The sequence below is a fragment of the Enterococcus sp. AZ109 genome, from assembly GCF_051714625.1.
Lineage (GTDB): Bacteria > Bacillota > Bacilli > Lactobacillales > Enterococcaceae > Enterococcus_A.
On the sequence record NZ_JBIOSF010000001.1, the window covers coordinates 2,578,008 to 2,589,931 of the forward strand.

The window sequence follows — 11,924 nt, forward strand, 5'->3', positions numbered from 1 at the left end:
CAATGAAGATACCAGAGAAAAAGATAACTCAATTCACTGAGTTGATCGAAGGTCTGACTAGTATGCAGTTTAGTTTGTTAGTTCAAAAAGCAAATATCTTCTATTCGGATCATCAGCATAAGGTGCAACTTACAGAGAATGACATAAAGAAAATAGAAGATAGTTGCCTTCAGGACTTTACTTAGTAACTACTTGAATAAAGATGGGATTTATCCTGTAGTCAACGGATTTGTAATGGATGTGTACATAATCCAGTTGATAAAAAGAATCGTATTCAGATCTTGTTTTGGGACTGTAGATTGCAGCAGATTCTTCCCACCATTGACTTGGGGATACTTTGTGTTCGCCGATGTAACAATTCTCATCTTCATTTAGACAACACCACGTGCCAATTAGATTAGCGTAGATTTCAGTCATCAGACTTTAACCTCCTTACCAGTTATTTCAGCGTAATCATCACTGATAAGTGAATTATAGCAAAGAAAGGAAAGTCAGAATGAAAATAATAGTTAAGTTAAAAACAAGTGGCTTCATCATTCACGAGTCAAGCGATAAGAAAGTCCATGCTGCAACATTAATTAGAGAATTGGAGCAGTGCCCAGCAAAAATCATGGTGAAAACCTGATGCCTGAAATGGTTTTCGCTTTTGTTCTATGGATTGTCGTCTTAGTAGGGATTGGTATCAACGTGGCGTGCAAGGATCAGTTTGGAAGAATACTAGCTATGATTGCTTTCTTCTTGGGACTAGTAATTACAGCAGGAATTCTTTTTATTCTTTGAAAAATGAAAGGAGTGATTGAATGCGTGAAGACTTTGTATTTGTGAAAAACATAAGTGTGGATTTATCAAAGAGAGCAGCAAGGCGTAGAGCAAAGAAAGTTGGTCTAACTGGTGCAATGGCGGCCACTTTAGTTTTAGGAGCTTGGCAACCCGGCTTAGTGTTATTCGGACTTCTGACAGTCACGAATATTGTTCAAAAAACAATCGGGAGGATTGTCAAATGAAAACAAAAAAATCCCACCTCGGGTGCAACCGAGATAGGAACTAAAAAAATGATTTGTCTAAAAGGAGTATAGAACATGAGTAAAAAAATATCAATAAACAAAGTCACCTACAAGCATTTCAAAGGCATTGAAAACTTCGAGCTGATTCTTAACGGTTCTGATGCTGTTGTCTGCGGACAAAACGGCGCTGGAAAAACTACGCTTGCTGACGGCTTGCAATGGCTGTTGTTCGGCAAAGACTCACTGGGGGCAAAGATTAACCCTAAGTCGCTTGATGGTAACAATCAAGAACTACTTGGCCTGGAGCCAACCGTTGAGGCGGAACTGCTGATCGACGGTAAGGCAACTGTCATTAGACGTGTTCAGCAGGAAAAATGGACCACCAAGAAGGGTGAATTGGAAAAGAAGCGCGCCAGCGATACTACCAAATACTTTATTGATGAGGTTCCAACTAAAGAGAAAAACTGGAAAGAATATATCGAAGACTTGGGTGGCGAAACTAATCTTCAGATGCTCTCAAATTCTTCTTTCTTCATGTCTCTTAACTGGACAAAACGTCGCGAAGTTTTAATTGGCATGACTGGTTTGACTGATGAAGAAATCATCAAGAGTGAAGAAACCCTCAAAGAATTACAACTTGTTCTGAAGGATCACACCATTGATGAAATGAAGAAAATACTTTCTGACCAGAAAAAAGAAGTTAAAAAAAGTATAGAGGGTATGCCAGCACGGATTCAAGAAGTCACTGATATGAAATCGCAGCTCAGTCTAGCTGAAAACAAAGTTGAACTTGAGAAAAACATCGATGAAGTTACCGCTTTTGTTCACGAGAAAGAAGGTTGGTTGATTGATGCTAAGTCCGGCAATATCAACAAGGAGCTAAACGATCTTAAAGTGAAACAAGATGAGCTTAGATCAAAGCTTATCGATAAAAAAACAAAGTTTCTGACTGATGCTAATGCCGCAACATCAACGCTACAAGAAGATTTCAATAAGCAACATATGCTAGTCAGCACACTCAGATCTACAGTGAAAGACCTAGAGAGTGAAGAATACCGAACACAAGCAGCTATTGACGAGAAAACAGAGTTTCTTAACAAACACCGTGAAAAATATCGGTTGCTTAAGGAAACGTCCTTTGATGAGCATCAAACTGTTTGTCCAACTTGCAGCCAAGTGCTTCCAGAATCAGAAATTTCAAAGATAAAAGGTAAGTTTAATCAGCAACGATCGAAAGACATCGAAAAAAATATCGAGGTTGGCAAAGCAACAAAGCAAGATCTTGAAAAATTACAGGCTGAACTTAAGACTACTAAAAGTAACTTAAGTAAATCTAAAACTCAGTTTGCTGCAGCCGAAGCTCGTTTGGACGAAATTAATAATGAACTGATATTTGAAAAGAAGAAAGTTGGCACCTTTGAAGAAAGTCAGATTTACCGAGACATTACTGCTCAGAACTCTCAGCTAGAAGTTGAAATGGAGAAGGCTAAACAAAAAGATGTCAACTCAGAAGTCAAAAAGCTTGAAGAAGATATCGAAGCGGACAAAGTAAACTTGGCAAAACTACAACAAGAGCTTCAGAAATTCGAGATTGCTGACTCTTATAATCAACGTCTTTCAGAGTTAAAAGCTCAAGACAAATCGCTAAAAGAGCAGAATCAGCAAATTGAAAAAGATTTATGGCTGATCGAGGAATTCACACGCAAAAAAGTTGAACGTATCGAGGAATCCATCAATGCCAAGTTTGAGATTGTTAAGTGGAAATTATTCGACATCCAAAAAAACGAGGGTATCAAAGAAATGTGCGAAGCCACTTATGTTGGGATTGAGTACAGCAGCGGCTTGAACAACGGCGCTCGGATCAACTGTGATCTGGATATCGTCAACACTTTGTCGAGAGAACTCGGTATCACGATGCCAATTTTCGTGGACAACGCCGAATCGGTTAACACATTGATTCCTATTGATAGCCAGATGATCGAGCTACAGGTGACTGATGACGAAAGTCTGAAAGTCGAGGTGTGAAGGTGATGACAAACCAAATTATTGGTCGAAGAATCCGATCAATACGGATGGAGAAAGGTCTTACCATGGAGGAATTCGGAGAAATATTTAACCCTCCTGCAAGTAAAGGTGTTATCTGCAACTGGGAAAAAGGACGTTGCCACCCCAACAGGGAAAGGCTACGACAATTTGCTGAAATAGGCAATTCAACAGTCGAGGAGCTGTTCCAAACTGACTCTAAAAATTGTACACGATGTGAGTATGAAAAACTTGAATTAGATTACAAATTCTGCCCGATCTGTGGGACGAAAGTAGAGGTATAGGAAATGAAAGCATTTGTTTACATTGTAGTCAACCACGAGAAAGTTTTCATTGGTCTTTTTGAGTCTTTAGAAACAATTTATGAAGACGTTGAAGCAAGACTTACTGAGCTAGGTAGCCCAACTTGGGTAGATAAGTATCCAGTTTATATGGTCGGCGCACAGAAAGAACCCTACAGATTACTTTGGAAGGATGATAACTAATGGAGAATAAGCTAGAAATTCAATTAGAAAAGATAGAACCATCAACTTATTTTTCGAAGGATCTACTTAATAATGCAATCCTCTTAAATGAGCATCTTGCAAGAGAATTATCTGGGTTGCAAGAATGCAAGGTTTCAAGGATAACTTCCAAGGTTATTGATTTGGCTAGTGCGACAGCAATATTGTCACAACTAGCATTAACAAGTTTACCTGACGCGGATACAGTTATCCAAAATAGAGTGAGCCATTGACATGAGTGTAAAGGCAGTTACTGCATCGCTTTCAGAAGATGGATTATATAGTTTTGGTTCATGAGCTTTGGGGTTTCTATACAAATAAACTATGGTGTTTAGTAAACTTTTAAGCCCATTATATTCGCTCTTTTCCGTTAACGACTCCATTTTATTTCCATTAATCACTATAACTGGTTTTCTGATGATAAAAGCTTCGTTAACGAGAGTTGATCCATCGAGATCTAGTCCTGACATTTCACGGAGTCGATGGAGTAATCCTTTACTCGCTTCGAGAATTGCATGGAAATAGTTTTCTGAGAATAGTTCATCGGTACAGTATTTTAAGATTTCAGGATGAATCTCGTAAGCGGACAGTCTTTCAGTAAATGATTGCAGACGTCTTTGACCGTCTCCAAAAGATTCAACGACTTCTGTTTCAATGACTCTTCCTGCGTCATTAACTTCAAATCCATAGAACATCAACTGGCTATTTATTCCTCTGAGAATTTTTTTCCAGTAGTCAGGTTTATCTATATATGATGATGGGGTTAAAACATATTGGATAACTAAAAAAAATGGTAATGCACTATTATTCTCTTTGCATTTTACTAGTACAGATTCATGGATTCGCCGCCATTTGGTCGATGTGTACCCTCGTTCTATCTTGTCCAGATTAATAAGGCCTAATTGATCAAACATATCATCAATTTTTGACCCAGTTAACTCTTCTCCAAGAATTTTAGCGACATGTTCGATAATTCTGTTATCTATTGGTTTACTCATATTTTCACCTCAAAAATAATTATACCAAAGAAAGGAAACAAAATAATGACAAATAAAACGCCAGCTCTTTTACAGAAAGATATCACAGATCAAGTAAATCAGAAAGTAGCCGCAATGCAAAGTGATGGCTTAGCATTGCCACCAGCATACAGCCCCGCTAACGCTTTGAAGTCTGCCTTTTTCGCAATGACGAACGCTGCAGGGGGAAACTTGCTGGAAAAATGTACTAAAGAATCAATTGCTAACTCGTTGCTCGATATGGTTGTCCAAGGCTTGTCGCCTGCCAAGACTCAATGCTACTTCGTTCCTTATGGCAGCCAATTAAAAATGACTCGCTCCTACTTTGGAACGCAAGCTGTTTTGAAACGGCTGTCAGAAGTTAATGATGTTTGGGCCAATGTCATCTATAAAGGCGATGACTTCAAAATAGCGATTCAAGAAGGCCGTGAGGTATTAGTCGGTCATGAGACGGCGTTTGCTAATCGTGATAATGAAATAATCGGCGCTTATTGCATCATCGAAAAAGCGGATGGCAAGCAAATTTTGACTACGATGACAAAAAAAGAAATTGATGCCGCTTGGAGCCAAGCTAAAACAAAAAATGTTCAAAATAAGTTTCCTCAGGAGATGGCCAAACGTACCGTGATCAATCGAGCTGCAAAAGCATTCGTCAATACCAGCGACGATAGCGACTTGCTGATTGAAGCAATCAACAACACTACAGCCAACGAGTACCAGGACGATGACGAACGTAAAGAGGCTGAGATCATCGAGGAGATCGACCAAAACGCCAACAGTGAAGTGTTTGATCCGAAACCTGCAGAAATACCAGAGGAACTTCCGAATGATCTAGCACCTGAACAACCGACACTGATCCCTGATGATCCGAAGGAAGACGATCCTTATGCTTAAAATTCGTTCGTTTGGTTCCGGCAGCAGTGGGAATGGCTATTTAATCGACGATGGCCATTCCCAACTAATGATTGAAGCTGGCATTCAGTTTAAGAAGGTCCAGCAATCAATGCAGTTTGACTTCTCGAATGTTGTTGGATGTGTAATCAGCCATGAACATCGGGATCACTGCAAGTATGTACCGCAGCTGATTGATATGACTGCGATTGATATTTTTTCAACCTTAGGAACTTTTAAAGGTATGTCGGAAGATCCAGTGCTTCATTTAGAAGCTAGCGATCGCTACCGATTCAACTTTTTGAAGTACAAGGAGACTACTAAGATCGGCAGCTGGTACGTGACGCCATTTAAGACGGAACACGATGCCGAGGAGCCTTGCGGTTTCTTGATCGACAATACAGCTGGCGACCGGCTTGTGTTTATCACTGACTCGTATTACGTGAAGTATAAATTTCCTAACATCACTCATTTAATGATCGAGGCGAATTATTCCAGAGACGTGATCGACGAGAAAATGGTGGAAGGATTTGACTTGAAGCGGAAAACTCGCTTGCTGGAAAGCCACTTCGATTTTGAACAGACCACGGCTTTTATTAAAGCAAATAAGTCTGACCGCCTGCAGGAAGTTTGGCTGCTACATCTGTCAGACTCGAACAGTATCGAAAAACAATTTAAAGAGGACACTCAGCGCTTAACCGGAGTTCCTGTTTATATAGCTTAGGTGGTGAAAACATGAGTTTTATTGATTCGATTCCAGTGGAAAACGGGACTTTTACAGATTTCATAAGAGAGTACGAATGTGACATGTGCAGAAAGAGATTTTTGGATTGCGAACCACACTCAGAGCTAGAAGAAAATGACCTTTGTTTGGATTGTTCTTATCTGGCAGGGAATATATCGAAAAAGAAATATTTAGACTTCTGTGGAATTGATACAAAAAGTGCAGATGTATTTCTTCGAGATGGAGAGATAATTATCTGCATCGGTAAACCACCATGGGAAAAGACCTCAAAAGATATTCGCAGTTCGGGCGAATATGCACGATGGCGAACCGCTGTTTATGAACGTGACAATTTCGTTTGTCAAAAATGCGGGCAAGTCGGTGGGGATTTGAATGCGCATCACGTTAAACCTTTTGCAAAATTCCCAGATCTTCGATTCGATATCTCAAATGGCCAAACCCTCTGCGAAACTTGCCACAAGAATATTCACAGGAGAAGGTGAGTAATCAATGGCGAAAGGAGCTTTCCAGACAAGCAGAGAAATTTTTGAAAATCCGATTTGGACAGATGTAGTTAAATTTCGAATCTTTTTCTATATCTACGGAAATGCCGTCTTCGCCAATGATGGCACCACCGTTGCGGATGTTCATTTAAAACGAGGTCAGTTCTTAAGATCATACAGGAACTTACAAAATGACTTGGCGTACAAGGAAAAAAGAGGGTACAAGCAATACTCGCTCAACACTATAAAAAAGAAGATTGATCAACTTGTAAAGGAAGGGCGAATAGAAATTGAAGTCACTGATTACGGAACACTGTTTACTGTAGTGAATTACGAGGAGTATCAAGGGTTTGGGCGCTACGAAAATCCGATAAGTGAACGCCAAAAGAACGACAAGAGAACGCAAAGTGAACGACAAGAGAACAATAATAAGAATGATAAGAATGATAAGAATGATAAGAATAATAATAATACGTCGAAGAAACCCAAAAAACGGGTTTACTCCGATGATGATCCAAATAAAAAGCTGGCGAAAATTCTTTATCAAAAAATCCTAGAAAACATAAATATCAAAGAGCCGGACTTTAATTCTTGGGCTAATGTTATTCGGTTGACTATCGAAGCGGACAAACGTTCGGGAAAAGATGTACAAGATATGATCATTTGGGCAACACAGCATGAATTTTGGAGCGGGGTCATTCAATCACCTGTAAGTTTGAGGAAACACTTCGACAAAATGCTCGTTCAAAAAAATAAAAAATCTAGCAAGTCGGTTCCGGATTCAGAATTGCCGGACACAGGTCTTGACTGGTGACGGAGATAGATAAATGGAATCAATAGCGACAGCACTAGAAAGAATTATGGATAAAGTTCTGATCGTTACTGGCGAATGTCCTAAGTGTGGCGGACCAATGCGGAAATGGAAGAACACTAATAAAGATGGATCGGAACGATGCGCCCCCGTCTGCACCGCAGTTGATTGTGGCTATCGTGTAATGACAAAGCTTCACCAAACGAAGGAACGTGCAATGTTCGATGAAGCAAAGATGAAAGATGCACTTTCTCGACTGATGAACACTTCAATTGTCACAGATAAAAGTATATTTTCTAACCGCTTTGAAGATTACCGAACGCCTGATTCGGAAACAAAACTTGCGAAGAAAAAAGCGTTAGAGTGGGCAGCTGATATTTTAGAAGGTAAAAAAGTTCACGCAATTCTTACTGGTTCGCCAGGTGTCGGGAAAACTCACCTCGGTATGAGCGTCCTAGACTTTGCAATGAAAAAATCTGGCTATGTGGTCAGTTGTTCAGTTGTCAGTTATCGTGAGCTGCTGGAACAACTTAAGTTCGCTATGAATGATTCTGAAGCTAGGAAGCAAATTCAAGGGGCATTAATGACGGAGATCAAGAAAACCGATCTTGTGTTGATTGATGATGTTGGGGCGGAACTTGGTCGTCTTGAGGACAATCAGAAGGCAACTCCATATGATGTTGACGTTATCACTTCGCTTGCAGAGGCTCGTTTGGACAAGGCAACTATATTCACCACCAACTTAACTTCTAAGCAGCTAATTAACGCTTACGGCGAGCGTGTCTTTTCTCGGATGATGAACAATGCCGGTAATGAGTACGTGATGAATTTTAAAGAAACCAAAGACAAAAGGAGGCATCCACTTTGAGTTACGCAGTAAAGGTGATGTGCTATCTAGACGACAGCGGCAATGGGCGCCCGTCTTTGAAACACGCAAAAAAATACGATGATCAAGTAATGGCCGAGCTCGTAGCTGCAACCTGCGGCGGCCGGGTCGTTGAAGTGATCAGCCAAGAAGATACAAAGAAAATTCGAACAAAAATGCAGCCCAAGCCGGCACAGCCTAAAGCGAATCAAGCTTGGATGCGGCAGAAAGGATAAATCTATGGGAAATAGCCCAACAGCACTAAACAAAAGAGGGAACAAAGTTATCGTTGATGGCTACACCTTCGACTCAGAAAAAGAAGCTTTATTTTACCAGCGGTTTGTAAAAAATTGTGGTCTGCCTTTCAAGGTTCATCCACGCTTTAAACTCGCTGAGCTAACAGAACTGCCGTGCGGAAGAGGGAAAATATCAGCAATTTCCTTTTCTCCAGATTTCATCATATCTGATCATAGCGGCGAATGGCTGCATGTAATCGATGTAAAAAACAGTTTTGGAATTTATGGTATTGATCAAGCGAACAAGTTGCGTTTTAGACTTTTCGCAATGCAATATGGTCATCCAGTGGAGGCTGTCGTTATCCGGAAACAAGATTTTAAAGTTATTACGCAAGGTGTAACCAAGCAGCTTAACGAAAAGAAACCATTCATCACCGATAACTTTGACTACCACTGGCGGGATGCGACTAATTACTAGGAGGATACGATGAAAGATTTATTCGGCATAGCTGGAGGATGTTTAGTAGCAGCTGCTTATCTGGCAGTGGTCGGCACGATCTTAATGGCGTTGATCAAGCTGCTATTTATCATCGGGAAAGCAATCTTTTAATTCAAATACGAGGAGTTCTGTTAATGGATAGTGAGATTAAAAACTGGGACGTCCAAGTCTTAGATGAATCGAACAATGTAAAGTATCAGTCGAACACGGTAGGAACGGAGCAGCAAGCTCGAGCTTTACTTGCTGCGTTTGAAAAGAAGTGGAGGGATGACTGTGGGAGAAGCAGTAGAAATGATTCTAGGAGGTCTGCTGTGCGAGGTGTGCGGAAGTTTTATTGATGGAGAGGAATCAGGCTATCCAAGAACATGTGCAGATTGCGAGGGAAATTCTGATGAAGAGTAAGTCTGTTCACCGTCTCAAAATCGCTCCGGAATATTACCAAGCAATTGTTGACGGCAAAAAGAAATTTGAAATAAGAAAAAACGATCGCAACTTTAGTGAAGGTGATGACTTTGTCTTGCGTGAGTTCACCAAAGAACAGGGGTATACCGGTAAATATGTATTAGGAACCATCACATATATTACTGATTTTATGCAGAAAGAAGACTATGTCGTATTTTCTTTCCAGCTACAATGCTATAGCTACGGCAAACTACCATTCAAGGAGGAAATATAAATGTCATTACAATTTAGCCCGTTTATCAAAGCAATTAATATCGCAAAAGAGGATCTTACAAAAATCACACTTGAGGTGAAGGACGATTCTCTAGATGGTCAATACGAGGATTTGAGAAAATTGTCCGGTAAGAAAGTGATCGTGACCATCCTTCCTGAAAGTTATTCGTACAAGCAGCAAATCGATAACAGCACTAAGAAGCCGGTCCAAGAATGGATTGTAAACAATGACGGGACGGTCGAGTTTAAAGTTACTGAGCAGACTCAATTGGAGATTGACGGAGAACCGAACTCAGACATTCGGGAAATTGAGAAGAAAGTGGATCGTGAATTAATTGATGAATTTATTATGAAAGCCACCACTTTGGAGTTTCCTGGGAATATTAATCCTCGCGACGTGATTTCCCGCATGGAAGACGGAGAAGATATTGGCGAGATTGCTGCCACCTATGATATGTCGGACACCAGTTTATTAGACGAGGTAGAAAAAGCCCGCAAGCATTTTGCGCCTTATGCTGACTCATGGGACAAAGTTCGTGACAAGGTAGTGTTTGCGGAACCAGTAGAAGATGAGCGTGAAGAATCAGATTCTGACGGAAAAGAAGCCGATTCTGATGTCGAAGAAACGGAAAATACAGATTCGGTAACGGATTCTGCCGATTCTGACACAAAAGCGGTCGATTCTGAACAAAATGATGAAGAAAATGCCGATTCGGATGCCAGCACCGATGATGAAGATGGTGAAGCAGATGACGGAGAAGTTGATCCCTATTGATTGTATTGATGGACAAAAAATTTGATTGGACCGAAAAGGAGATAGAGCAGGCTACATCGCTCTTTTCCTTGGGTCTCAAGCCGTCACAGGTAGCTGAGATCATGAATCAGAAAGTGATCGATATCGGGATTCTTTATTTGCACTTGCTGGATAAGAAGAAAATCAAGTTTGATTAGAGAGGATAGGTGTTGCTGAAGATGTATGTTACTTCATGGCAATTAGTTGAAGCCCTGCGAGATAAACACTCCAACGACTTCTTTATGACAGAGGTTAAGAACGGACCTACTGGCTGGGCAGGCTCCAATGTCCGAATGGATGCGGTGGCGATCAAGAAATCTTGGTCCCAACCAAATATTATCGGCTATGAAATCAAAGTATCCCGGGCTGATTTTGAACAGGATCACAAGTGGCCTAAATATTACGAGCAGTGCCACACCTTCTCCTTTGTTTGTCCGCGAGGTTTGATTCAGCCAGAGGAGCTGCCGGGGGACGTCGGTCTAATCTGGTTCAATCCTGATAAGGGGACGCTTTACACAAAACGGAAAGCGAAATATAGAACAATCGATCTCCACGCTGGGCTATTGCTATACATTATTATGAATCGAATTGATAGCGAACGGGTTCCCGTGTATTCGGACTGTGAAGCATTTCTCCGAGATTATGTTAATAACAAAAAAAGTAAAAAAGAACTCGGTTATAACGTGAAATCAAAGATGGCTAAAGAAATCCAATCTCTGAACGATGAGGTAGAATCCCTTCAGCGAAGAGTAAAAAGCTTGTCTGAATATGAGGAAAGCTACCATGAGACTGCAAAGATTCTTGGTAAGTTCGGTCTCTCAATGAGCTTGTGGGGATTGGAGAGAGAACTTGAGTCTATGACAGGTAGCGGAATATCTCGGCAAACGCTGAGAAAGCTTGAGAGAGCGAACGAAGAGTTGACGTCCGCTCTCAACGAGATTAAACCACAAGTCAAGTCAGAAGCGGGGGATTAGTTAAATGCACGAGCATCTAGGCGATGGGCGAATACGTGACTCAGAGGGTAAAGTATGGTTTTTCCACTCAATTAAGAATCCACGGCCACCGTTGACCGCTGATCCGGAAGTTTTCAAAACAATGGGCCCTGTCATTTTGGCGGTTGCTGATTCGTGGGCAACTGACTATCAGCCTGATAATGAAATTTTCAGGTACAGGACAACGGAATGGATCGAGATTCCTTTCAAGGTAATCACGTTCCAAACTAGACCGTTTAAAAAAGTTAAGTCAATTGTGTTTTGAGGAACCAACACCATAGTATGTTAACCTCTTGCCTTTTTCATAAAAAAACGTCAACAAGTCTCAAGAACGGAGATGTGATTATAGAAAATATTTCTCCAACTGTT

At 40.7% G+C, this 11,924-nt stretch carries 21 protein-coding genes; 19 read left to right on the forward strand and 2 right to left on the reverse strand.

From position 1 onward, the window contains the following. Positions 1 to 2 precede the first annotated feature (2 nt). Positions 3 to 185: a hypothetical protein gene (locus IGI42_RS12500; RefSeq protein ID WP_438716202.1), complete on the forward strand. Its 183-nt coding sequence runs from the start codon at positions 3 to 5 to the stop codon at positions 183 to 185. Here the strand turns inward: IGI42_RS12500 and IGI42_RS12505 are convergent. After that, positions 178 to 417, reverse strand: coding sequence for a hypothetical protein (locus tag IGI42_RS12505; protein WP_438716203.1), 240 nt, complete (start codon positions 415 to 417; stop codon positions 178 to 180). The genes IGI42_RS12500 and IGI42_RS12505 overlap by 8 nt on opposite strands. A gap of 207 nt (positions 418 to 624) precedes the next feature. On the opposite strand from IGI42_RS12505, the gene IGI42_RS12510 reads away from it, so the two are divergent. From IGI42_RS12510 to IGI42_RS12525, 4 genes are all read left to right on the forward strand, one after another. Beyond that, positions 625 to 780: a hypothetical protein gene (locus IGI42_RS12510; protein WP_438716204.1), complete on the forward strand. Its 156-nt coding sequence runs from the start codon at positions 625 to 627 to the stop codon at positions 778 to 780. Between the two features lie 20 nt (positions 781 to 800). Next, positions 801 to 1,004, forward strand: a complete 204-nt coding sequence (locus IGI42_RS12515; protein ID WP_438716205.1) for a hypothetical protein — start codon at positions 801 to 803, stop codon at positions 1,002 to 1,004. A 75-nt stretch (positions 1,005 to 1,079) separates the two neighbouring features. After that, on the forward strand, positions 1,080 to 3,029 hold the full coding sequence (locus IGI42_RS12520; RefSeq protein WP_438716206.1) for a hypothetical protein: 1,950 nt from the start codon (positions 1,080 to 1,082) through the stop codon (positions 3,027 to 3,029). 305 nt (positions 3,030 to 3,334) lie between these two features. Next, positions 3,335 to 3,532: a hypothetical protein gene (locus IGI42_RS12525; RefSeq protein ID WP_438716207.1), complete on the forward strand. Its 198-nt coding sequence runs from the start codon at positions 3,335 to 3,337 to the stop codon at positions 3,530 to 3,532. 206 nt (positions 3,533 to 3,738) lie between these two features. Here the strand turns inward: IGI42_RS12525 and IGI42_RS12530 are convergent, their stop codons facing one another. Continuing rightward, positions 3,739 to 4,548, reverse strand: a complete 810-nt coding sequence (locus IGI42_RS12530; RefSeq protein ID WP_438716208.1) for a TIGR02391 family protein — start codon at positions 4,546 to 4,548, stop codon at positions 3,739 to 3,741. Between the two features lie 45 nt (positions 4,549 to 4,593). Here IGI42_RS12530 and IGI42_RS12535 point away from each other — a divergent pair, with 45 nt between their 5' ends. From IGI42_RS12535 to IGI42_RS12600, 14 genes are all read left to right on the forward strand, one after another. After that, positions 4,594 to 5,460, forward strand: a complete 867-nt coding sequence (locus IGI42_RS12535) for a recombinase RecT (RefSeq protein ID WP_438716209.1) — start codon at positions 4,594 to 4,596, stop codon at positions 5,458 to 5,460. Beyond that, positions 5,453 to 6,181 carry an MBL fold metallo-hydrolase gene (locus IGI42_RS12540; RefSeq protein WP_438716210.1) on the forward strand — a complete coding sequence of 243 codons (729 nt, stop codon included), beginning with the start codon at positions 5,453 to 5,455 and terminating at the stop codon, positions 6,179 to 6,181. The genes IGI42_RS12535 and IGI42_RS12540 overlap by 8 nt, the downstream gene beginning before the upstream one ends. An 11-nt stretch (positions 6,182 to 6,192) precedes the next feature. Next, positions 6,193 to 6,684: an HNH endonuclease gene (locus IGI42_RS12545; RefSeq protein WP_438716211.1), complete on the forward strand. Its 492-nt coding sequence runs from the start codon at positions 6,193 to 6,195 to the stop codon at positions 6,682 to 6,684. A gap of 7 nt (positions 6,685 to 6,691) precedes the next feature. After that, positions 6,692 to 7,498 (forward strand): hypothetical protein, encoded by an 807-nt coding sequence (locus IGI42_RS12550; RefSeq protein ID WP_438716212.1) that lies wholly within the window; start codon positions 6,692 to 6,694, stop codon positions 7,496 to 7,498. Positions 7,499 to 7,511: 13 nt separating this feature from the next. Further along, positions 7,512 to 8,363, forward strand: a complete 852-nt coding sequence (locus IGI42_RS12555; protein ID WP_438716213.1) for an ATP-binding protein — start codon at positions 7,512 to 7,514, stop codon at positions 8,361 to 8,363. After that, a complete protein-coding gene (locus tag IGI42_RS12560) occupies positions 8,360 to 8,596 on the forward strand; it encodes a hypothetical protein (RefSeq protein WP_438716214.1) in 237 nt (78 codons plus the stop codon). The genes IGI42_RS12555 and IGI42_RS12560 overlap by 4 nt, the downstream gene beginning before the upstream one ends. Positions 8,597 to 8,600: 4 nt before the next feature. Beyond that, the gene (locus tag IGI42_RS12565; RefSeq protein ID WP_438716215.1) at positions 8,601 to 9,074 is read left to right on the forward strand and encodes a DUF1064 domain-containing protein; all 474 of its coding nucleotides are present in this window, start codon (positions 8,601 to 8,603) and stop codon (positions 9,072 to 9,074) included. A gap of 9 nt (positions 9,075 to 9,083) precedes the next feature. After that, a complete protein-coding gene (locus tag IGI42_RS12570) occupies positions 9,084 to 9,206 on the forward strand; it encodes a hypothetical protein (RefSeq protein WP_438716216.1) in 123 nt (40 codons plus the stop codon). A gap of 162 nt (positions 9,207 to 9,368) precedes the next feature. Then, the gene (locus IGI42_RS12575; RefSeq protein ID WP_438716217.1) at positions 9,369 to 9,497 is read left to right on the forward strand and encodes a hypothetical protein; all 129 of its coding nucleotides are present in this window, start codon (positions 9,369 to 9,371) and stop codon (positions 9,495 to 9,497) included. Then, positions 9,487 to 9,771, forward strand: coding sequence for a DUF3850 domain-containing protein (locus IGI42_RS12580; RefSeq protein ID WP_438716218.1), 285 nt, complete (start codon positions 9,487 to 9,489; stop codon positions 9,769 to 9,771). The genes IGI42_RS12575 and IGI42_RS12580 overlap by 11 nt, the downstream gene beginning before the upstream one ends. Then, entirely contained in the window at positions 9,772 to 10,545 is a 774-nt protein-coding gene (locus IGI42_RS12585; protein ID WP_438716219.1) for a hypothetical protein, read from the forward strand. After that, on the forward strand, positions 10,542 to 10,721 hold the full coding sequence (locus tag IGI42_RS12590) for a hypothetical protein (RefSeq protein ID WP_438716220.1): 180 nt from the start codon (positions 10,542 to 10,544) through the stop codon (positions 10,719 to 10,721). Before IGI42_RS12585 ends, IGI42_RS12590 begins: the two co-directional genes overlap by 4 nt. A 21-nt stretch (positions 10,722 to 10,742) precedes the next feature. After that, positions 10,743 to 11,537: an MmcB family DNA repair protein gene (locus IGI42_RS12595; protein WP_438717047.1), complete on the forward strand. Its 795-nt coding sequence runs from the start codon at positions 10,743 to 10,745 to the stop codon at positions 11,535 to 11,537. Between the two features lie 4 nt (positions 11,538 to 11,541). Beyond that, positions 11,542 to 11,820 (forward strand): hypothetical protein, encoded by a 279-nt coding sequence (locus IGI42_RS12600; protein WP_438716221.1) that lies wholly within the window; start codon positions 11,542 to 11,544, stop codon positions 11,818 to 11,820. The last annotated feature ends 104 nt before the right edge of the window (positions 11,821 to 11,924 follow it).

What these genes read in the sequence shown, in the direction of transcription:
- IGI42_RS12500 (WP_438716202.1), top strand. Translation starts at nt 3, where the DNA reads ATGAAGATACCAGAGAAAAAGATAACTCAATTCACTGAGTTGATCGAA.
- IGI42_RS12505 (WP_438716203.1), bottom strand. Translation starts at nt 417, where the DNA reads ATGACTGAAATCTACGCTAATCTAATTGGCACGTGGTGTTGTCTAAAT.
- IGI42_RS12510 (WP_438716204.1), top strand. Translation starts at nt 625, where the DNA reads ATGCCTGAAATGGTTTTCGCTTTTGTTCTATGGATTGTCGTCTTAGTA.
- IGI42_RS12515 (WP_438716205.1), top strand. Translation starts at nt 801, where the DNA reads ATGCGTGAAGACTTTGTATTTGTGAAAAACATAAGTGTGGATTTATCA.
- IGI42_RS12520 (WP_438716206.1), top strand. Translation starts at nt 1,080, where the DNA reads ATGAGTAAAAAAATATCAATAAACAAAGTCACCTACAAGCATTTCAAA.
- IGI42_RS12525 (WP_438716207.1), top strand. Translation starts at nt 3,335, where the DNA reads ATGAAAGCATTTGTTTACATTGTAGTCAACCACGAGAAAGTTTTCATT.
- IGI42_RS12530 (WP_438716208.1), bottom strand. Translation starts at nt 4,548, where the DNA reads ATGAGTAAACCAATAGATAACAGAATTATCGAACATGTCGCTAAAATT.
- IGI42_RS12535 (WP_438716209.1), top strand. Translation starts at nt 4,594, where the DNA reads ATGACAAATAAAACGCCAGCTCTTTTACAGAAAGATATCACAGATCAA.
- IGI42_RS12540 (WP_438716210.1), top strand. Translation starts at nt 5,453, where the DNA reads ATGCTTAAAATTCGTTCGTTTGGTTCCGGCAGCAGTGGGAATGGCTAT.
- IGI42_RS12545 (WP_438716211.1), top strand. Translation starts at nt 6,193, where the DNA reads ATGAGTTTTATTGATTCGATTCCAGTGGAAAACGGGACTTTTACAGAT.
- IGI42_RS12550 (WP_438716212.1), top strand. Translation starts at nt 6,692, where the DNA reads ATGGCGAAAGGAGCTTTCCAGACAAGCAGAGAAATTTTTGAAAATCCG.
- IGI42_RS12555 (WP_438716213.1), top strand. Translation starts at nt 7,512, where the DNA reads ATGGAATCAATAGCGACAGCACTAGAAAGAATTATGGATAAAGTTCTG.
- IGI42_RS12565 (WP_438716215.1), top strand. Translation starts at nt 8,601, where the DNA reads ATGGGAAATAGCCCAACAGCACTAAACAAAAGAGGGAACAAAGTTATC.
- IGI42_RS12570 (WP_438716216.1), top strand. Translation starts at nt 9,084, where the DNA reads ATGAAAGATTTATTCGGCATAGCTGGAGGATGTTTAGTAGCAGCTGCT.
- IGI42_RS12580 (WP_438716218.1), top strand. Translation starts at nt 9,487, where the DNA reads ATGAAGAGTAAGTCTGTTCACCGTCTCAAAATCGCTCCGGAATATTAC.
- IGI42_RS12585 (WP_438716219.1), top strand. Translation starts at nt 9,772, where the DNA reads ATGTCATTACAATTTAGCCCGTTTATCAAAGCAATTAATATCGCAAAA.
- IGI42_RS12595 (WP_438717047.1), top strand. Translation starts at nt 10,743, where the DNA reads ATGTATGTTACTTCATGGCAATTAGTTGAAGCCCTGCGAGATAAACAC.
- IGI42_RS12600 (WP_438716221.1), top strand. Translation starts at nt 11,542, where the DNA reads ATGCACGAGCATCTAGGCGATGGGCGAATACGTGACTCAGAGGGTAAA.